Here is a 19,901-nt window from a genome sequence, read left to right as displayed (position 1 = left end):
TAGCGAGGGACCCGCCCCTTAAGGCGTGGGGGAATCGCTTCTTTGGGCTGCTTTGACCTCAACTGCGCGCACGGACCTGCACTTTTGGCCTTGGTTAGATGTATGCCTCGTGTATAACGCTCTCGTGACTGTGGCCAGGAAGGTTCGCCGGTACTCCGGCGGTGTGTACGACCTCGGGCTCCACGTGGTGTGGTGGCCGAAGTACCGCCGTCGGGTCCTCGGTGGCCGGGCCGTGGTCCGGCTGCGTGAGCTGATCGAGCAGAAGGCGGCCGAGAAGGGGTGGGAGATCATCACCCTGAGGTGATGCCCGATCACGTGCAGCTGTTCGTCAAGCACGAGCCGAAAGCATCGGCGTCGTACGTGGCGAACCAGTTCAAGGGCTTCACCTCCCGCGTGCTACGGGAGGAGTTCCCGCATCTGAAGTCGCGGATGGTCGCCTCGGTCGGCGCGGTCAGCGCGGACACGGTCGAGAAGTACATCAACACCCAGCGGGAACGGCCCTGGACGAAGAAGCAGAAGGAGGAGGCCGAGCGTGCACCGCGCGTATAAGTTCCTCCTGCGCCCCACTGTCCGCCAGCGCCAGGCCCTCGAGGAGATGCTGCGGGATCACTGCTCCCTCTACAACGGTGCGTTGCAGGAGCGCCGTGACGCCTATCGTCATCCGTCGAAGACGAGTATCACGTACGGGCAGCAGTCCGCGCAGCTCAAGGAGATCCGGGCGTTCGACCCGGAGAGGCAAGGCCGCTGGTCCTTCTCCTCTCAGCAGGCGACCTTGCGCCGTCTGGACAAGGCGTTTCAGGCGTTCTTTCGCCGGGTGGAGGCGGGAGAGAAACCCGGCTATCCCCGCTTCAGAGGCGTGAACTGGTTCGACACCGTGGACTTCCCCAAGGACGGTGATGGCTGCCGCTGGGATTCCACCCCGCACAACCCCGTCACTCGTGTCCGCTTCCAAGGTGTCGGGCACGTTCGGGTGCACCAGCACCGGCCGGTGAAGGGCCGTGTCAAGACCGTGTCCGTCAAGCGCGAGGGCAAGCAGTGGTATGTGATCCTCGCCTGTGATGAGGTACCGGCCGAGCCGCTGCCCGCGACCGGGGTCGTGACCGGTATCGACATGGGCATAGCTCACTTCCTCACCACCAGCGAGGGCGAGCACCAGCCCAATCCCCGGCACGGCAAGCGCAACGCCGACGCCCTGGCCGACGCTCAGCGCGCCCTCAAGGAGTTCCCCCGGTGCAAGCGGGAGGACCGCAGCGCGAAGCACCGCCGGGCTGTGGAGAAGGTCGCCGCGCTGCACCGTGCGGTGCGTCGTCAGCGCACCGACCACGCACACAAAACCGCGCTCGCTTTGGTCCGCGCCTATGACGTGATCGCCCACGAGCGGTTGAGCATCACGAACATGGTCCGTGTGCCCAAGCCGAAGCCCGACCCCGGCAACGCGGGGGCGTTCCTCCCGAACGGCGCCGTCGCCAAGGCCGGGCTGAACAAGAGCATCCATGATGCGGGTTGGGGGGTGTTCCTGGGCATCCTCGCGTACAAGGCTGAAAGCGCCGGTCGCGTGCTGATCCCGGTGGACCCTCGCAACACCTCCCGCACCTGCCCCGCCTGCGGGCACGTGTCCGGGGAGAACCGCACCACCCAAGAGAAGTTCGAGTGCACCCGGTGCGGACACACCGCCAACGCCGATCGGGTCGGCGCACTCAACGTCGCCATCAGGGCCGGGCTGGTCCTTCCCGAAGTGGCCTGAGCCACCGGCAGGAGAAGCCCCCCGGATTCATCCGGGGGGAGGAGTCACCGTCAGGGCGACCTTGCCGACCGCCGCGCCACTGCGCAGGCGTTCGACGGCCTCCCCCAGCCGGTCGAGACCGTAGCGTTCGACGTTTAGGCTCAGGTCTCCGGAGGTGATCTCGGCCAGGAGACGCTCGCCCACCTCGGCGAGGTCGCGGCCGCGCGTCATCAGGTTGACTGGCAGTACCGCAACGTCGGCGAGCAGGAAGTCCGCCAGGTCGACGGTGAACTCCCGCCCCGCCGAATAGCCGACCAGGGTGGCGCGGCCGCCCGGCCGGACGAGCGCGAGGGCGGCGGTCAGCGGCGTCCCCCCGACGGTGTCGACGAGCGCGTCGACCGGACCGCCCAGCGCCTCCTTCGACAGGTCGCCGGCGAGCATCGCCTTGGCCCGGGCGGGGACGTGGGAAAGCTTGCCCGGCCGGCCGACGACGCCGATCACCTCCGCACCCGCCCGTACGGCGAGCTGCACCGCCACGGACCCGACCGCGCCGGCCGCGCCGGTCACGATGACACGCTCCCCTTCCCGGACCGCCGCAACATCGTGCACGGCCGCCCAGGCGGCACCCGCCGCCGAGAAGAAGGAGCAGGCGACAGCGGGGTCCGTGCCGGCAGGCGTGGGGACGGCGGCCTTGTCGGGGACGACGGCGTGCTCGGCCCAGCCGCCATCGCGGCGCAGCCCGAGCCCGGAACCGCTCAACCGGACCAGCGAGCCGATCGGGTGGACGTCCGACGCGACGACCGTGCCGCAGGCGTTCGTGCCCGGGACGAACGGCAGCGTGGGCAGGATGCCGAAGCGGCCATCCACGATGTTCAGGTCGAGGTGGCCGACCTGGGCGGCGTGCACCCGGACGAGCGTCTCGCCCGGCGCGCGTGGCGGCACGGGCCTTTCCACCAGCCGTGGCAGCGTTCCGAACCGATCCAGGATCAGTGCTCGGGAGCTTTCGGTCACAGTTTCACCCCATAGCGGCGCAGGACACGTGAGGATACGACGCGCAGCACCCGGTCGAAGACGAACCCGAGGATGCCGAGCGTGATGATGCCGACGAACACCCAGTCGATACGACCGTAGTTCCGGGACGTCCAGATCAGCGCGCCGAGGCCGACCTGTGCCGCCACGATCTCGGCCGAGACGATGGTCAGGAAGCTGTTGCCCATGGCCAGGCGGGCGCCCGTGACGATGTGCGGGACCGTGGCGGGCAGCACGACGCTCCGCATGACCTGCCAGCGGCTCGCGCCCAGGCTGGTGGCAGCGCGGAGCTTGGACTCGTTGACCGACAGCACGCCGGCGATGGTGTTCAGCGTGACGATGAAGACGGACGTGTAGAAGATCAGCACGACCTTCGACGACTCGCCGATGCCGAGCCACACCACCGCCAGGGTGACGAAGGCGACCGGCGGGATGAACCGGAAGAACTCGATGTACGGGTCGAGCAGCTGCCGGATCACCGTGAGGCGGCCCATGAGCAGGCCGACGGGCACGCCGACGACCAGCCCGAGCGCCCAGCCGATGAGGATGCGGCGGCCGGAGGCGATGACGGAGTTCAGCAGCGTGCCGTCGGACGCGAGCTCCTTGGCCGCCTTGACGGTCTGCGCCGGCGAGGCGACGAGCGCGGAGCCGTACTTCATCGCCACGAGCTGCCAGACCCCGACGCCGATGGCGACGGAGATCAGGTACATGCCGACGGTGCGGATCCGGCCGGACGCCACGCCGGATCGCCGGCCCCGGATCCGGGGGGCGGTGTCCGCCTGCTCGACGGTCGTCACCCGTCCTCCTCTCCGGTGGCGAGCCCCTGCTCGCGCAGGGCCGCGCGGACCTCCTGGCCGATGTCCTGCCGCAGCTTCTGGTGCAGCGCGATCGCCTCCGATGACGTCTCGTCGCGGGGCCGGGGCAGGTCCACCCGGTAGATGTTCTTGATCGAGGCCGCCGGGCCCGCCGTCATGACCGCGATGCGGTCGGCGAGGATGATCGCCTCGTCGATGTCGTGGGTGACGAACACGACGGTGCACCCGGACTCCCGCCAGATGCGGTCCATCTCCTCCTGCATGACCTGCCGGGTCTGGGCGTCCAGCGCGCCGAACGGCTCGTCCATGAGCACGATGCGCGGCCGGTTCGCCAGGACCCGGGCGATCTGCACCCGCTGCCGCATACCGCCCGACAGCTGGCCCGGGAACTTGCCGGCGAACTTGCGGAGGCCGACGAGCCCGAGGTACTCGTCGGCCAGGGCGGCCTGCTCCGCGCGGGACATGCCGCGCATGCGCGGGCCGAACGCGACGTTCTGCCGCACGGTGAGCCAGTCGAAGAGCGCTTCGCTGCTCTGGAAGACCATGCCGCGTTCCGGCGACGGCCCGGTGACGGCTCGTCCGTCCACGGAGACGGTGCCGGCCGTGGCCGGGGTGAACCCGGCCAGCGCGGACAGCAGAGTCGACTTGCCGCACCCGCTCGGGCCGAGCAGGCACACGAACTCCCCGGCGGCGACCTCCAGGGAGATGTCGTTGACGGCGTGGTAGGCGCCGAAGCTGATGCTCACGCCGTCGATGCGCGTGGCCGCGCCGCGGGCGGCCTCTCGATCGATCTCGGTGGTCAACGCGTCCTCACTTCCCCGCGTGCTGGGTGAACCAGTTCTGGATCACGGCGGCGTTCACGTCCGGCTTCGACTTGACCTTGCCGGTCTGGAGGAAGAAGTCGGCGGTCGACTCGTAGCCCTTCAGGTCGGCGGCGGTGATGTCGCGGACCCCGAAGTCGATCTCGTTGATCGCGGCGACGGTCTGCGCGGTCGGCACCTTCGCGGCCTTCTGCGTCGCCTCCGCCGCGGCCTGCGGATCGCTCTCGGTCAGCTTGGCGGCCTCGTCGATCGCCGCGGCGACCTTGCCGGCCGCGCTCTGGTTGGCGCTCAGCCACTTGTTCCCGGTGATGAGCCACTGGACGTAGGACAGGCCGTAGTCTCCCGTGTTCTCGACGATCTTCCCGCCGAGCTGCGCGCCCTTGGTCGGCCACGGCTCCCACAGGACGTACGCGTCGATGTTCCCCTTCTGCAGCAGCGCGGGGATCTCCGGCGGGTCGGCGGTGACGAACGTGACGGTCTTCGGGTCGATCTTCTTGGACTCGAGGAACCGCGTCGCGGCGAGTTCCGACAGGCCGGGAACGATCGCCATCTTCTTGATCTGTTTCGGGTCGCCGATGTTCTTGCGCTCGACGACCTTCAGGTACTTCCCGGAGGCCTCGTAGACGAGGAGCGCCCGGAGGTCGGGATTCTGCTGGAGCGTGCCGATCGCCGTCGTGTCCGAGCTCCCGGCCAGCTGCACCTGGCCGGAGGCGATCGCGTCGACGGCGTCGCCGCCCTTGCCGAACTGCACGACGTCGACGTTGACCCCGTGCTTGGCGAACAGCCCTTTCTCCTGGGCGAGGAAGATGGGCGCGTACGACGGGTCGACGCCGACCGCGAGGCGGATCTTCGGACCGGCGGCGTTTCCGCCGGCGCCCGCGGAGTCGGTCGTGCCGGCGCCGCAGGCGGACATGGTCGTGATCAGTGCGATGGCGGCGGCGAGGGCGCGCCAGGGGATGTGCCGTGCTTGCAAAGAGCACCTCGCTGGCAGTGGGCCGGGAACCCCCCGGTGTGGGTTCGACGTTGGCCGAAGTTCGTCGAACCGTAAGGTCGGCGGCGCTCACGCCGCATGACCGAGGGTCCACTCACCGGAACGTCGCCGGATCGTCACCCGCGACGACGCGCCGACGGCGCCGGTCTGCTCAGCGAGACGTTTCCGTAGGCAGGACCTCCCCGGCGTTCGATCATCTCGTCATCGCTCAGTTGGACATTCTGGAGGACGGCCCATGACCGAGCCCGACTCGCCCGCTTCCCCGGGCGGGGACACCCGCCCGCCGGGACGACGGCCCAAGCGGCCCGGACGACAGGACTGGTCGTCCTGGCCCGAGTACGACGCCGCCGCTGCGGGCTTCCGCGGGTACTGGTACCCGGTCACCTGGTCGAGCCACGTGACCGGCAAGCCGATCGCGGTCACCGTGTGCGGTGAGAAGATCGCGCTGGTCCGCGACGGCGGACAGGTGCACGCCCTGCACGACCGCTGCCCGCACCGCGGCGTTCCCCTGTCGCTCGGCGACCAGCAGTTCCCCGGCACGCTCAGCTGCCCGTACCACGGGTGGACGTTCCGCCTCGGCGACGGCGAGCTGTGCGCGGTCATCACCGACGGGCCCCAGTCGCGGATCTGCGGCAAGGTCCGGGTGCAGACCTATCCGGTGGCCGAACGCCTCGGCATGGTGTGGGTGTACGTGCCGCTCGCCGACGAGGAGCCGCACCCGATCGACTCGCAGCTGCCCGAGGAACTGGTCGACAACGCCTTCATGATGGGCGGCCGCATCGAGCCGCGGGCCGGGAACTGGCGGTTCGCGTGCGAGAACGGCTTCGACGAGGGGCACGCGAAGTACCTGCACCGGACGTCGCTGTGGCGGCTCTTCAAGGCGATGCCCACCTGGAACATCACGCGCATCGTCCCCGAGGGGCGCTGGATCTACCGGGTGCAGGACGAGGTGCACTGGGATGCCGACTTCCCCGGCGTGGGCCGGTGGACCGGCAAGCGCTGGTGGAAGATTCAGCCGCCGAAGGAGACCTTCAACCTCGGCAACACCGGCAAGCCGAAGAAGGTCGACCCGGTCATCGAGTCCCGGGGATTCCCCGGCTTCGCCTCGCTGTCCATGCCCGGCGTGCTGCGCATCGCGTACCCGAAGTTCATCCACTACGAGTTCTACGTGCCGGTCGACGCCGACAACCACCAGTACGTCGGCGTGATGGTCAACTTCACCGAGGGCTGGAAGACCCTCGGCTTCTACGCCAAGTACCTCGGCGCGGTCCGCTGGCTGTTCCACGGCCAGTTCTCCGGCCAGGACGCGTGGATGGTCGACGTGACCGACGCGCCGCCGGAGAAGCTCTACCGCCCCGACGTGTCGCTCACCGCCTGGCGGACCCTCGCCGAAGAGGAGACCGCCAAGAAGCGGGCCGAGACCGGCGCCAAGTGAGGAGTTTTCTGTGCGACGCACCCTGCTGACCCTGATTATCGGCGCGGCTCTCGCGGTCGCGGCACCGCCTTTGTGGCGCTGGATCGCCCGTACGAGCAACACCCAAGTCCACCGGATCAACCAGTGATCGGATTGGAGGGGCTGGACGAGCGGCGCCGGGACCTGGTCGCGGCGGCGTGGAAGCACGTCACCACGGCGCGGCTGCGCGAGCTGATCGTCGGTCTGGTGAACGAGCCCAGCCCCACCGGCGGCGAAGGGCCGCTGGCCGAGTACATCGCGGGCACGCTCGGCGCGGCCGGCATCACGGCGGCGACGCAGCCGCTCGACGACCGGCAGGCCAACGCGTGGGGGCGGTTGCACGGCGACGGCACCGGCCCCGACCTGATGCTGTACGCGCCGATCGACACGCTGACCACCGGCGACGCGGCCGAGGACGCGCCGTGGACCGGCCCGGAGCTGCGGCCCGACATGCGGCCCGACGCCCGCCTCGTGGGCGACCTCGTGGTCGGGCTCGGCGCCTCCAACCCGAAGGGTCACGCCGTGTGCGTGCTGATGGCCGCCGAGGCGATCCACCAGGCGGGGCTGCCGCTGACCGGGGACCTGCTGGTGGCGTTCGGCGCCGGCGGCATGCCCACGAACGCGCTGGACGGCAGCGTCCGGCGCAACACCGGTCAGGGCGCCGGCTGCTCGTTTCTCCTGGAACAGGGGCACTGGACGGACTTCGCGGTGATCGCCAAGCCCGGGTGGACGGTCTCCTGGGAGGAGGTCGGGCTGGCCTGGTTCGAGGTGACCGTGGGCGGGATCCACACCTATGTCGGGTCGCGCCACCGGCTGCCGTACGACAACGCCATCGCCCGCGCGGGCGAGGTCGCCGTACGGCTGGAGCGCTGGTTCGCCGAGTACGCCGAACGGCACACCGAGGGCACGGTCGCCCCGCAGGGCATCGTCGCCTCGATCGAGGCCGGCCGGCCGCGCATGGCGGCGGTCACCCCGGCCTCCTGCCGCCTGCGGGTGGACCTGCGGCTGAGCCCCCGGACGACGCCGATGGAGGCCAAGCGGGAGTTCGCCGCCGCGCTCGAGGGGATCCGCGCCGAGCTGCCCGGCGTCGAGCTGTCGTCGGAGATGGTCCTGGCCATCCCGGGCACCGCGTCCGATCCGGACATGTGGGTGTCCCGCAGCGCGATCTCCGCCTGGGAGGCCCTGGAGGGCCGCGAACACGAGGTGATCCGTGGCAACAGCGGCGCCACCGACGCCAACATCCTGCGCAACCGGGGCGTCCCGACCGTACGGATCGGCATGCCGAAGGTGACCGAGGCGCCCTTCGAGATCGACTTCGCCCTCGGCATGAACATCGTCGACGTCCGCGCGATGGAACGCCTCACCCGGCACCTCATCCGTACGGCGGTCGACACCGTCACCCGTACTCGATCGGAGGTGGGACTGTGACTGAAATCGTTCTGGGTGTCGGCGCGTCGCACAGCACGCTGATGAACACGCACTGGGAGGAGACGGTCCATAAGGACGAGGCCGGGCGTTTCCGCGACGCCCTGTACGCCGCCCGCGACCGGATCGCCGCGGCCCGGCCGGACACCGTCGTCATCGTGGGTTCGAACCACTTCCGCGGGTTCTGGCTCGACCTCATCCCGAGCTTCACGATCGGGGTCGGCGAGTGTGTCGCGAGCGGCGAGTCGGGCACGCCGAAGGGACCGCAGCCGGTCGACGAGGAGCTGGCCCGGCACGTCGCGGGCACGCTCGTGGACGGCGGCCGCTTCGACGTCGCGTTCTCGGCCCGGCTGCAGATCGACCACGGTCAGTCGCACGCGATCCAGTATCTGCTCGCCGGGCTGGACGTGCGGATCGTCCCGATCGTCGTGAACGTCTTCGCGCCCCCGCTACCCACCCTCGCCCGCTGCGACGCGCTGGGACACGCGATCCGGGAGGCCGTCGAGGCGTTCCCCGGGGACCGGCGGGTCGCCGTGATCGGCTCCGGCGGTCTGTCGCACCGCCTCCCCTGGCCCGACTGGCGCAGCCCGGACGGCGAGGACGAGGAGTTCATGGTCCGGGCGTGGCTCGACGGGCGGAACAACTGGCAGGACTACGACGCACGCCGCCGTCAGATCATCAGGGCCGCCCAGGCGGCGATCAATCCGGAGTTCGACGACGAGCTCCTGACCATGGTCGAGAAGGGCGAGCTGCACCGCGTCACCGCGTACACCACCGAACGCCTCGAAGAGGTCGCCGGCAACGGCGCGCAGGAGGTACGCACCTGGCTGGTCATGGCCGCCGCGCTCGGCCACGCGCCCGGCCGTCGCCTCGCGTACGAGGTCATCCCCGAATGGCTCACCGGCATGGGCGTCGCCGTCATCGATCCCGAACACAACGGAAAGGTCTCTTCATGAGCATCTGGAACGCGCTGGCCGACGTCGACTACCGGCACACCTACGTCGACGCGGGCGGGATCCGGACCCGGGCGCTGCAGGCCGGTCCCGAGGACGGCGAGCACGTCGTCTTCCTGCACGGTACGAGCGGTCACCTCGAGGCGTTCGTCCGCAACATCCCCGAGCACGCCCGGAAGTACCGCTGCCACGCGATCGACATGCTGGGCCACGGGTACACCGGCAAGCCGGACGTACCGCAGGAGATCCCCGCGTACGTCGACCACCTGATCGGCTACCTCGACGCCGTCGGCGCCGAGCGCGCGCACCTGGTCGGCGAGTCGCTCGGCGGCTGGGTGTCGGCGTGGGCGGCGAGCGAGCACCCGGAGCGGGTCGCGTCGCTGCAGCTGCTGTGCATGGGCGGCACCAAGGTCAACCCAGAGGTGATGCAGCGCCTGAAGAAGACGACGACCGCCGCGTCCCTCGAGGACGACATCGAGCTCACCCGGAACCGGCTGCGGCTGCTGTGGGCCGAATGGGACGAGGAGTTCGGCGACGAGCTCACCGAGGCGCGGTACGCCATCTACCACCGGCCGGATTTCCAGAAGAACCTGCCGAACCTGCTGGCCCTGCAGGAAGTGGAGATCCGCGAGCGCAACCTGCTGCGCCCCGACCGGATGGCCCGGATCACCGCCCCCACGCTCGTCGTCTGGGGCAACAAGAACCCGTTCGGCGACGTCCCCGAGGCGCAGGCGATCACCGACGCCATCCCCGGCGCGCGACTGGAGATCTTCAACGAGTGCGGGCACTGGCCCCAGCACGAGCAGGCCGGCCGCTACAACCCGCTGAGCCTCGCGTTCCTCGCGGAGGCGTAATGACCGGAATCCGGAAGGGCGCGGGCGGCAGGAAGGGCGGGGCGGCACGATGACGGGAATCCGGAAGGGCTACGCGGACACGTCGTTCGGGCAGGTCCACTACGCCGAGTGCGGATCCGGGGCGCCCGTGCTGCTCCTGCACCAGACGCCGCGCTCCTGGGACGAGTACCGCGAGGTGCTCCCCCTCCTCGGCCGGACGCACCGCGCGATCGCCATGGACACGATCGGCTTCGGCGCCTCGGCGCCGGTCGCGGAGCACCGCATCGAGACCTACGCCGCCGCCGTCGTGGAGTTCCTCGACGCGCTCGGCCTGGACCGGGCGACGCTGACCGGCCACCACACCGGCGGCGTCGTCGCGATCGAGGTGGCGGCGCGGGCGCCGGACCGCGTCGAGCGCCTGGTCCTGTCGTCCACCCCGTACGTCGACGCCGCCGCCCGCGAGATGCGGCGGCACCGCCCTGCGATCGACCATGTCGAGATCTCTCCGGACGGCACGCACCTCACCGAGCTGTGGCGGCGCCGGCGGGCCTTCTACCCCACGGACCGGCCGGACCTGTTCACCAGACTGGTCCGGGACGCGCTGGTCGTCGGCACGGACATGGAGAAGGGGCACGAGGCGGTCAGCGCGTACCGGATGGAGGAGCGGATCGGTCTCGTCCGCTGCCCGGTGCTGTGCGTCGGCGCGTCGGCCGATCCGTTCAGCTTCCCCGAGCTGAAGTCGCTGTCGTCACGTTTTACCAGCCCGACCGTTGCGGTGATCGAAGGCGGCATGGTTCCTTTGATGGAACTTCATCCCTCCGAGATAGCTGATCTGATCGCGAGGTTCGCGTCATGACCGTGGTTCCGTTCGCCCGCCCAGTTCCCGAACCTCCGATCACTCCGCAGAACGACGCCGACACGATGAACTCCGTTCTCGGCAAGGCGCGCCTGATCATCGAGTCCTTCACCGCGGAGGACGACGTCCTGTCGCTCGCCGAGCTGGTACGGCGCTCCGGGGTGGCGAAGGCCAGCGTGCACCGGCTCGCGCAGGAGCTCCTCGAGTGGGGGGTCCTGGAGCGGGCCGGCAACCGCTACCGCCTCGGCCTGCGACTCTTCGAGATCGGCCAACGGGTGCCCCGGCAGCGGACCCTGCGCGAGGCCGCCCTCCCGTACATGGAGGACCTGCTGATCGCCACGCAGGAGACCGTCCACTTCGCCATCCACGACGGCCTCGACGTGCTGTACGTCGAGAAGCTCGTCGTGCACCGTGGTCTGAACAAGCAGTCCCGCATCGCCGGCGGCTCCCGCTGTACTGCACCGCGACGGGGAAGGTGATCCTCGCGTTCGCGTCCCCCTCCCTGTTCCAGGAGGTCGTACGCAACGGCCTGCGGCCGCTCACCCGCAAGACGGTGGTGCAGCCCGGGCTGCTGCGCACACAGCTGGAGAAGGTCCGGGAGGACCGGTTGGCCGTCGAGGTCGAGGAGACCCGGCTCGGCTACATGAGCGTCGCCGTCCCCGTCTTCAGCGCCCCCACCACGCTCGCGGGAGCACTGTCGATCACCGCGCCCACCTGCCGCATGAACGTCGGCCGCTTCACCGGCGCCCTGCGCACCGCCAGCCTCGGCATCTCCCGCACCCTCCAGTCCCTGGCCTGACGCGGCTCCGATGATCACTTCGTCGTGGGTTGCCGCTACTGTCGCCTGATCCTCTGAACCCGATCAGCGAGGCAGGCCACATGTACGAAGAGCGGCTCGCCGAGTTCTCCCGTGAGCGTCTGGGCGGCCGGCCGATCCCGAACGACCTGCGCACGATGCTGGTGGCGCAGTGGGAGGGCCGTTCCGACTTCCGGCTCCTGCTCGACGTCACGTTCCCGGAACCGGGAGAGCTCAGCCCGTTCCTGGACACGAGCTACCTCAGCGCGACGGAACTCGCCGACCCCGACATGCAGGCCGTCAACGCCGGTTACGCGCGGATGAGCGAGTACGCCAGGTTCGTCGCGAAGCTCGGTGAGGATGGACACTGGGTCGGCTACTGGATGCACCCCGACGAGCCGGCGGACGCCCCTGCGCCCGTGATCGAGCTCGACACCGAGTTCTCGTACCGGAACCTGACGGGCCGCAACCTGGCCGAAGCGTGCGCGTCCGGACAGGCCCGGTATCAGGATGACGTGCCCACGGCCTTCACCCGGCTGGCCGACCGGCTCGCCGAACTCGGCCTGCCCCTCAGCACCCGCGACCACGACGCCCTCTACGACCCTGAATACACGGTCGACCCGGAGGAACTCACCGACGAGCTCATCGACGCCGAGCGCGAGAAACGCGGTATCGGCGCGGCACGATAGCCCATTCACTCCTCGGGCCACGGCGCTTCACGGGTCGGCTTACCTTAATTTGAGGAACGTTGCCATATCCAGGAAATGATAGAGCCGGACACTGACATTGTCCGAAACTGAGGCGAAGAGCGACGAGGCTACGATGCGGTTCAGATAACTGGAGCCGCCGGAAGCGCGACCGTCTCTGCAGACCACCCGTTTATCTCCGACGCCTGCAGTACATGCGTTATCGCTGTTCTCAGGAGGTGTGGCATGACATCGGGATCAAGCTCTACAGGTACGCATGTCGAATCGGAAGACCATCCGTGGAGCGTCTATATCGCCGACCATCCACAGCGGACGGAGTCGCACTGGTTCACTGAGGCCAAACGGACGGCCCACAAGATACTGGCCGACTCAGGCGAGGACAGGCTCCCCTACGGCCCCGGGCCGTGGGAAATGCATCACGGAGGGAGTCTGTGGGTCCGCTCGGCGAACGGCTGGCAGATGTACCTCGCCCGGGCCGGCATCGAATGGAGCACGCAATTCTGCGCCGACCCGGTGAAAGTCGACCGGCTGCGCCGAGACGCGTTGACGCTGATCACCGCCTTTCCCAACACCCTGCCCGCCCTCGCCGACCTCGGTTACGACGAGGCGGAGCAGATCCTCAACGAGGAGATCAAGGACGCCGACAGCGTCGCCCGCTACACCGATTCGCTGTTCAACAGTTGCGTCCCGCTCACCAAGAGCGACCACCAGGGCATCCTGCCCAAAGCGGCCGGCGAGCACCACTACCCATGGCCCGTCAAATCCGCCGACTTCTTCCGCCGCGACGACTTCCAGCTATGGGTCACCCTGCCCGACGGCACCCACGGCGCCGTCACCCCACTGGCACCGCGCGGCTCCGGCGATGGCCGAGTGCGCCTCGTCTTCGCCCGCCACGGCACACCCCAAGGCGACGCGATCGCCACCGCCCAGCGCGAACACAAGGCCGTCATCCTGCCCGCAGGACACCCGCTCGCCCGGCAGGCCTTTGCGCGGCAACCCGGCTGACGCCATCGCGCGACTTGGGTGATCAGGTCTCGCGCGTGTATATGACGTCGAAATCCTTGCTCCAGGTCACCGCGTCGGAGGAGCCTTCCCAAGCACCGGAGATCGTGTTCCCGTCGGAGCTGAAAGTCGCGGAGAAGCGCTGATTGAAACCCGGTGCCTCCCGGTGCATCCGCCAGACGCCGTCGACCACGTTGAGCCGATAGACCCGGAAGACGCCCCTTGCATCGGCGTACAGCATGGTGAACTCGTCGTGGGTGTCGTCGAGCCCGATGATCGAGGTAACCGGCATGGGCGAGCGAGCCGCCCAGCCCGTGTCGAGCACCTCGGCCGGGTCGGTATACGTGTGCTGGCGGACGAACGCGGCGTCTTCGATCCACTCGAACCGCGAGTGAGCGATCCCCATCGACCGCCCGCCGACCACCGCCTCCATCGTCCATTCACCCAGTAGGGCTTCCAACCGATCGAACGCCGGGTTCCGCATGACCTGCTCCTCTTCGGTCGCCATCACGGGTAAGACCGCGTGCACCACCAAAAGTCATCGGTCGGCATCCTCTTCATCACTCTGCTCCTGGCACCTTCAGGTCGCCGACGGGATCCACATCACCGACCGACTACCGGAGAAAGCGAGGAGATCTCGTTGGCTGGTGCCGTGGCGGCGCGGATCTCAGCGAGCTTCCTCGACGTCCGCTGGAAGAAGGATCCGCAGCTGATCGCGGGTCGCCTGAGTTCCGCCGCGCTCAAGCTGGGCGATACGGCGCGCGTGCGCGGTCTGGGCGGCTTCGAAAAGCTTGCGGATCTCGCGGCCGTTTCCCTGGTCGAACCTTTCGGTCTGACCGGTCACGTGATCGTGGATGGCGGAGCGCGTACTGCCGGGAACTTCGAAACCGGAGGACTCCGCGATGCCGATGAAGATATCGACCAGCTCGTCCGGGCCGTACGGGGCGAAGGTGATGGTCCGGGAGAAGCGCGACGCGAGTCCGGGGTTCGCCGCGAGGAAGTCGTTCATCTCATCGGTGTATCCGGCGACGATGACGACGACCTCTTCGCGGTGGTCTTCCATGAGCTTCACGAGCGTGTCGATGGCCTCCTGCCCAAAATCGGCATTCGCGCCGAATTGCCGGGCGAGAGCGTAGACCTCGTCGATGAACAGCACCCCGCCACGCGCCTCGTTGAACGTGGCGGTGGCCTTTTGCGTGGTGTGACCGAGATACTGGCCGACCAGGTCGGTCCGGGAGGCTTCGACGAAGTGGCCTCGGGCCAGTACGCCGAGAGCGGCCAAGAGCTCCCCGTAGAGCCGTGCGACCGTGGTCTTCCCGGTTCCAGGCGGGCCTGAGAAGATCAGATGGCTGGAGATCGGTGCGGCGCCCAGGCCCTCCTGCTGCCTGCGCCGAGTGGCGGCGATCAGATCGATGGTGTCCCGGACCTGGCTCTTGACCGCCTCCAGGCCGATCATCGCGTTGAGCCGGTCGAGAACCGCCTGGAGCTGTCCCGCGTCGCGGACCTCACCCAGCCTGGCACTCAGGCCGTTGTCGACGACGCCGTCGAAGTCTTCGGGCAGCAGAAGAGTCAGGTCCTCCGACGACGCAGGACCGTCCTGGCTGGACAGTCGGAGCGCCTGGTGTTCGACGGCGGCTTCGAACACGCGCCGGGCCTCCCGGCCGTTGCCGAAGGTCTCGTCTCTCCGTACCCGCTGAAAGTGCGCGACAAGCGACGCCTGCGCCTGCTCGGTGAGCCGAAAACCGTATTGCGCGGCGAGCGCCTCGGTCATGCTCGTCAACTCGGCCGGGCTGTAATTCTCGAATTCGATAGTGCGGGAGATACGCGACTTCAGTCCGGGATTCGCCGCCAAGAATTCGCGCATCTCGGCCGAATAGCCGGCGACGATGACGACGATCTCGTCGCGGTGGTCTTCCATGAGTTTGACGAGCGCGTCGATGGCCTCCTGTCCGAAGTCGGTGCCTGTGCCGAACCGGCGGGACAAGGTGTACGCCTCGTCGATGAACAGCACTCCGCCCAACGCTTTCTTGAAGACGGCGGTGGTCTTCTGCGTTGTCTCGCCGAGCACCTGCCCCACCAGTTCCCCGCGCGATACCTCGGTGAACTGCCCGGTGGGGACCGCGCCGAGAGCGGCGAGCAGTCGTCCGTACAGCCGGGCGACCGTGGTCTTGCCGGTGCCAGGGGCGCCGGCGAAGACCATGTGGCGGCCGATGGCCGGTCCATCCGGCAGCCCTGCCTGCCTGCGCTGTTCGGCGATGCGCAGGAGACCGACCAGCTTGCCGATCTCGCGCTTCACCTCCGCCAACCCCACCATCGCGGTCAACTCGGCGAGCAGCTCGTCGATGCTGAGTTCGGGCGCCGTGCCTGCGGTCTCCGGGGCGGCGGTGCCGGGTTCCGGCGGAGCCGCCGTCGTGGCGACACTGGAAGCCGTCGTGTCGGTACTGGAAGCGGCAGGGGCGCCGATTTCGACTCCGAGGATGTCATCGGCGCCGTTCGCCTCGGAGTTCACCCGTTCCATGCGTACCTGTGCGCCGTCGGCCGTGACGATGCCCTGACCCCCGTTGCCCATGATGGTGCAGTCGCGGAGGACCACTCTGGCGCCCGGATCCACCGCGACGCCGATGCTCTTGTTGTGCGACACCTTGGCTCCGTCGAGCGTGAGCACTCCTTCGTTCGCGGCCGACGCGCCGAACTGGGATTTGGTGATCGTGCCCCCGATGAACCTGGCCGTTCCCGAACCGCTCACGGCCAGCCCGCAGTTCACCGCCTGCATGATGTCGCAGTCCTCGAAGTCGGCCGTGGAAAAGTCGTCCACCAGCGCACCGTGGCGCCTTCCGTCCTCGATGCGTACTCTCCGCGCGGTCAGCGTTCCCTTGGCCGTGACCCATACGCCTTCGGCGCCTGATCCGGTGACGAGGCACTCCTCGGCGGTGGCGGAGGCGTTGTCGCGGACCACAAGGCTGCACTGACCCGACGCGCGGAGCCGGGAGTCGCGGACAGTGGCCTTGGCATGGCCCTGTGCCAGGATGCTCGCGGACTTGGAGCCCTCGATCTCGCAACGCTCGATCAGCGGTGTCGAGCCCTCCGCCACCCAGATGCCGTGTTCGCCCGCACGCTGGACGCGGCAGTCTCGAACGGTGACCCTGCTCGCGTTGCGGATGGCGATCCCGCACAGATCGGCGTTGAACACCTCGGTGTGCTCGACCAGACCAGCGGAGTCGGAGTAGACGATGCCACCGCCGTGGACGCGGCTGTGCCGGACGAAGAGCTCGGCTCCATCCCACACACTGATCGCGCGGCTCGACTTGCTCACCAACTCACACTGTTCGACGACCAGGGTGCCGCCCACCGCCTCCAGGACGTTGCCGTCGACGTTCCAGTTGTGCAACGTCAGGCCCCGCAAGGTGACGTGGCCCTCGACCCGCAGCGTGTAGTTCCCGTTGCAGTTCACCGTGACCGTCCCAGGACCCCCGGCCGCGGTGATCACCGCGTTCCCCCAGTATCTGAGGGCGTCCGAACGGTAGTTGCCCGGCTCCACGACGATGTGGCGCAGCTGCTCCCCGGGCGGCCCCGAAGCCTTCGCTGCGTCAGCGATCGTCGGGAAGGCCCGTGGATTCGTCTGGGACACGACAAAGCCCCGCAACGGCCCTCCCCCTTGATCGGCAAAATGCATGCCACCACAGATACCGCCTGCATGGCCACGTTTGCCACTTCCGCCGGCGACAAGTCCGATCCAAGCTCGGCCGCCGGTCCTGGTGCTGGTGATCGCGAAGTCGGCACAGGCCGACGAGGACACCGCCCGGGACGTGATCCACCGGTTCATCGCCCTCGCCGCGTGAGCACGCAACCCAGCCGACCTGTACGGTCACCGCACCAGCACGATCGGATTCGTACGCCTGGCGTCGAGATCGTTTGTCCCGGTGGCTCCCACGGTGGCTCCCGGGAGCCACGCTGCCTCAGGGCGAGTGACCGTAGGCTTCTGCCCATGCACGCCACCCTCGTGGAACACGCTCGGTGCCTCTACGGCGATGAGTATCGGCCGACGCCCGAGTGCGACCTTGAGCACGGCGAACACTACTTCGTCGAGGAGCTGACCTTCGCCGACGCCGACTCGATTCTGGCCATGCTCCGCGAACTGTCTCCGCACCTGGTCGATGGTCATCTTCCAGTGCGGATTCGCAACCTGGCATACCGACTCGTGCTCCTACAGCGGCCCGACGAACCGATTCTGATGCGCGAGGCTGCAGACAGCCTCTACCTGCACGGCCCTGACTGGGACCACATCGCCGCGGACCTCCGACGCCGAGCCGACGCTCTCGAAGCAGGGGTCTAGGTGTTCCGGGGACATTAGATTGGTTCGGTACACATCCTTGATGATCCTTCCGTCTCGGCGCGGGTCTGCGGCTTTCTGGCCACCTACGGCAAACGGGCCTACCAGCCCATGTCGGCCGAGCAGGTGAAATCCCTGGCCTGCACCATCGATGACGAGGACAACGAAGGTCCCGCTCCGGCTGACGTGGTTGCCGCCATGGTCGCTTTCGAGAAGCAATACGGGGGGCTGTGGACTCAGTTGCCTGGCCACAACCCGATGGAGTACGGCTTGGAGGGTGAGGCCACCGCACACTGGACATCTCGCGGGTGGGCGTTCAGCCCGATTCTCGACGGCGCGATGACCTGGCCTGTCGATGTACTGGTAGACGGCCAAACCGCGATGGCCATGCCCCGTGCGCCGTATCGGATCATTAACCGCACGGTTGAGCAGCGCCTTGAAAACCATGCACTGGCCGCCGCCGTGATGTCCTGGCCGCACCGGCAGCTCACCGCGACGACCGATCGGCTCACCGTACCTTCGGTCGTGCAGGAGCTCCTTCCTCCAAAGGTTGCCGAGGCGACCGGGCCGGCCGACCTGTGGTGGTGCGACGACCGGACAGCGGTGCATCTCCGCCTTTCCGTCTGGTGGGGAGATCACGACACCTGGACCGTACGCTGTTTCACGCGAGACCCGCGCGAACTGGACCAGGTGGTGGAGGCTGCACAGGCCGGGATCGATGGCTTGACTGTGCCCGAAGAGGTCTGGTGTTCCCTATGTCGTCGATTCGTGCCCCCCGGCCAGTCATGTCCAACAGGCGAACGGTGACCCATCAGCTAGATCATTACGGCAATATGGCCCAGATAAGTGACGAAGAGCGGACCGAGCGAACGGCCGCCTTGCAGGCTCTGATTGAGCTACGACTTCCACCTATGCAGGCGGCGCGTTCGCTTGTCCGTTTCGGTGGGGAAAGCAGCCAAGACCTCGTCACACTAGGCCGGTCGGACGCGCGACGTGTGCTGGACCGTTACGCAAGCGGAGACCTCAGTCCTGACGACTGTGCCCGATGGGCAGAAGCTCTCGAAGCACGAGAGGACGTTGGCTTTGAGAAGGGGCATCTAGACCGCCTGACAGGTTTCTTGTTCGAGATGGCGAATCCTGAGATCAACGGTCCGGTGTCGGTCGAGTTCGTTGCGCGTTGGCGGGCAGCCTTGGATGACCGTGAGACCGCGACCTCTGACTGACAGCACGCGCGCGCTCAACGCCGGGCATGCACGTAAAGCCTGATAACAATCGGCTAAGGAAATCCTCGTACCTCTTCATTACGAGTCAGGCTACGCACGTCCGGGATCTCCATGCGCCAATTCGATTGCCGGCATGGGCGGTAGATGGTCGGATGTGTGCTCATGGCTGCCAGTCGCGAGTCCTCGACGATCTATGAAGCCGCCGACGGCAGTGAGCTGCCCATGCTGGTCTTCGAGCCGACCGAAGGCGTACGCCCCGTGGCGGGCATCGTCATGTTCCACGGTGGTGCTCTGCGCAAAGGGTCGGCCGATGGGCTGGCCCCGCACTGCCGACAGTTGGCGTCGCGCGGCATTCTCGCGGTTTCAGCCGGGTATCGGCTGATCGGTCAGGGTGCTGAGAGCATCGACGACTGCATCGCCGACGTTCGGCGGGCGGTTGAACACTTCGTGAGATTGGCCGCGTCGCGCGGGCTTGATTCGTCACGTCTGGCGTCGGGTGGCAGTTCGGCCGGCGGTCATCTCGCGCTCGTTGCCGCGCTGATCGCCCCTGGCAGGCCCCTTCCGGCGCCCAAGGCGGGCGTCGCGGCCGTCGTGGCTCTCAACCCTGTGGTCGATCTGCTCGCCTACTCGCCAGCGCAACGACAAATCCTTGAACAGGGCGCCGGTATCACCGCAGGAAAGGCGATCGAGTACTCGCCGATCGAGTTCGTGCGCCCCGGAAATCCGCCGATACTGATTCAACACGGGACGCACGACGAGGTTGCGCCCATTGACCAGGCGCGACGGTTCCGGGAAACGATGCTAAAAGCTGGCAATGACTGCATCTTGCTCGAGTACGAGCGCGCCGAACACGCGTTCCATTACCCGGGACCCGCTGGACACTTCGACGACGTCATCGACGCGACCGCCGAATTCCTCCTCGACCGGCTCGCGGCGAACTGAGC

Annotated in this window: 20 protein-coding genes and 1 pseudogene; 15 read left to right on the top strand and 6 right to left on the bottom strand. The window is 68.1% G+C overall.

Annotated elements, in window-relative coordinates; genetic code table 11:
- The first annotated feature begins 25 nt into the window (after positions 1–25).
- Both tnpA and ACYVF7_RS20970 read left to right on the top strand, forming a co-directional pair.
- A pseudogene (gene tnpA / locus ACYVF7_RS20975) lies at positions 26–549 on the top strand (IS200/IS605 family transposase).
- Positions 533–1,744 (top strand): RNA-guided endonuclease InsQ/TnpB family protein, encoded by a 1,212-nt coding sequence (locus ACYVF7_RS20970; protein WP_460343065.1) that lies wholly within the window; start codon positions 533–535, stop codon positions 1,742–1,744. The pseudogene tnpA and the gene ACYVF7_RS20970 overlap by 17 nt, the downstream one beginning before the upstream one ends.
- Positions 1,745–1,771: 27 nt before the next feature.
- Here ACYVF7_RS20970 and ACYVF7_RS20965 read toward each other — a convergent pair whose 3' ends face one another.
- From ACYVF7_RS20965 to ACYVF7_RS20950, 4 genes are read right to left on the bottom strand one after another with little or no spacing between them, the layout of a single operon-like run.
- Entirely contained in the window at positions 1,772–2,734 is a 963-nt protein-coding gene (locus tag ACYVF7_RS20965; protein ID WP_460343062.1) for a quinone oxidoreductase family protein, read from the bottom strand.
- A complete protein-coding gene (locus tag ACYVF7_RS20960) occupies positions 2,731–3,549 on the bottom strand; it encodes an ABC transporter permease (RefSeq protein WP_460343060.1) in 819 nt (272 codons plus the stop codon). Before ACYVF7_RS20960 ends, ACYVF7_RS20965 begins: the two co-directional genes overlap by 4 nt.
- Positions 3,546–4,370 carry an ABC transporter ATP-binding protein gene (locus ACYVF7_RS20955; protein ID WP_460343057.1) on the bottom strand — a complete coding sequence of 275 codons (825 nt, stop codon included), beginning with the start codon at positions 4,368–4,370 and terminating at the stop codon, positions 3,546–3,548. Before ACYVF7_RS20955 ends, ACYVF7_RS20960 begins: the two co-directional genes overlap by 4 nt.
- Positions 4,371–4,377: 7 nt before the next feature.
- Positions 4,378–5,361, bottom strand: a complete 984-nt coding sequence (locus tag ACYVF7_RS20950) for an ABC transporter substrate-binding protein (protein ID WP_460343054.1) — start codon at positions 5,359–5,361, stop codon at positions 4,378–4,380.
- Between the two features lie 253 nt (positions 5,362–5,614).
- Here ACYVF7_RS20950 and ACYVF7_RS20945 point away from each other — a divergent pair, with 253 nt between their 5' ends.
- The 9 genes from ACYVF7_RS20945 (at position 5,615) to ACYVF7_RS20905 (ending at position 13,407) form a co-directional block, all read left to right on the top strand.
- Positions 5,615–6,814 (top strand): aromatic ring-hydroxylating oxygenase subunit alpha, encoded by a 1,200-nt coding sequence (locus ACYVF7_RS20945; RefSeq protein ID WP_460343051.1) that lies wholly within the window; start codon positions 5,615–5,617, stop codon positions 6,812–6,814.
- Between the two features lie 123 nt (positions 6,815–6,937).
- Complete coding sequence (locus ACYVF7_RS20940) at positions 6,938–8,260, top strand: M20 family metallopeptidase (protein ID WP_460343048.1); 1,323 nt, start codon at positions 6,938–6,940, stop codon at positions 8,258–8,260.
- On the top strand, positions 8,257–9,213 hold the full coding sequence (locus ACYVF7_RS20935) for a DODA-type extradiol aromatic ring-opening family dioxygenase (protein ID WP_460343045.1): 957 nt from the start codon (positions 8,257–8,259) through the stop codon (positions 9,211–9,213). Before ACYVF7_RS20940 ends, ACYVF7_RS20935 begins: the two co-directional genes overlap by 4 nt.
- Complete coding sequence (locus tag ACYVF7_RS20930; protein WP_460343041.1) at positions 9,210–10,064, top strand: alpha/beta fold hydrolase; 855 nt, start codon at positions 9,210–9,212, stop codon at positions 10,062–10,064. The genes ACYVF7_RS20935 and ACYVF7_RS20930 overlap by 4 nt, the downstream gene beginning before the upstream one ends.
- A 49-nt stretch (positions 10,065–10,113) precedes the next feature.
- A complete protein-coding gene (locus tag ACYVF7_RS20925) occupies positions 10,114–10,899 on the top strand; it encodes an alpha/beta fold hydrolase (protein WP_460343038.1) in 786 nt (261 codons plus the stop codon).
- Positions 10,896–11,378 carry an IclR family transcriptional regulator gene (locus ACYVF7_RS20920; protein ID WP_460343035.1) on the top strand — a complete coding sequence of 161 codons (483 nt, stop codon included), beginning with the start codon at positions 10,896–10,898 and terminating at the stop codon, positions 11,376–11,378. Before ACYVF7_RS20925 ends, ACYVF7_RS20920 begins: the two co-directional genes overlap by 4 nt.
- Positions 11,375–11,698: an IclR family transcriptional regulator domain-containing protein gene (locus ACYVF7_RS20915; RefSeq protein WP_460343032.1), complete on the top strand. Its 324-nt coding sequence runs from the start codon at positions 11,375–11,377 to the stop codon at positions 11,696–11,698. The genes ACYVF7_RS20920 and ACYVF7_RS20915 overlap by 4 nt, the downstream gene beginning before the upstream one ends.
- Before the next feature lie 80 nt (positions 11,699–11,778).
- Complete coding sequence (locus ACYVF7_RS20910) at positions 11,779–12,384, top strand: hypothetical protein (protein ID WP_460343029.1); 606 nt, start codon at positions 11,779–11,781, stop codon at positions 12,382–12,384.
- Between the two features lie 243 nt (positions 12,385–12,627).
- Positions 12,628–13,407 (top strand): DUF6424 family protein, encoded by a 780-nt coding sequence (locus ACYVF7_RS20905; RefSeq protein WP_460343026.1) that lies wholly within the window; start codon positions 12,628–12,630, stop codon positions 13,405–13,407.
- A 22-nt stretch (positions 13,408–13,429) separates the two neighbouring features.
- Here the strand turns inward: ACYVF7_RS20905 and ACYVF7_RS20900 are convergent, their stop codons facing one another.
- Entirely contained in the window at positions 13,430–13,888 is a 459-nt protein-coding gene (locus tag ACYVF7_RS20900; RefSeq protein WP_460343023.1) for a hypothetical protein, read from the bottom strand.
- A 183-nt stretch (positions 13,889–14,071) separates the two neighbouring features.
- Positions 14,072–17,032: an AAA family ATPase gene (locus tag ACYVF7_RS20895; RefSeq protein WP_460343020.1), complete on the bottom strand. Its 2,961-nt coding sequence runs from the start codon at positions 17,030–17,032 to the stop codon at positions 14,072–14,074.
- Between the two features lie 76 nt (positions 17,033–17,108).
- Between ACYVF7_RS20895 and ACYVF7_RS20890 the strand changes: the two genes are divergently transcribed.
- The 4 genes from ACYVF7_RS20890 to ACYVF7_RS20875 all read left to right on the top strand — a co-directional run bounded on the left by ACYVF7_RS20890 (position 17,109) and on the right by ACYVF7_RS20875 (position 19,899).
- Entirely contained in the window at positions 17,109–17,243 is a 135-nt protein-coding gene (locus ACYVF7_RS20890) for a hypothetical protein (protein ID WP_460343017.1), read from the top strand.
- Between the two features lie 146 nt (positions 17,244–17,389).
- On the top strand, positions 17,390–17,737 hold the full coding sequence (locus ACYVF7_RS20885) for a hypothetical protein (protein ID WP_460343014.1): 348 nt from the start codon (positions 17,390–17,392) through the stop codon (positions 17,735–17,737).
- Positions 17,738–17,845: 108 nt separating this feature from the next.
- The gene (locus ACYVF7_RS20880) at positions 17,846–18,541 is read left to right on the top strand and encodes a hypothetical protein (RefSeq protein ID WP_460343011.1); all 696 of its coding nucleotides are present in this window, start codon (positions 17,846–17,848) and stop codon (positions 18,539–18,541) included.
- A gap of 578 nt (positions 18,542–19,119) precedes the next feature.
- Entirely contained in the window at positions 19,120–19,899 is a 780-nt protein-coding gene (locus ACYVF7_RS20875) for an alpha/beta hydrolase (protein ID WP_460343008.1), read from the top strand.
- The last annotated feature ends 2 nt before the right edge of the window (positions 19,900–19,901 follow it).

It is taken from the genome of Actinoallomurus acanthiterrae, from assembly GCF_054775715.1.
The sequence above is the reverse complement of the archived record's forward strand: the minus strand, read 5'-3'. Positions and strand labels throughout refer to the sequence as shown.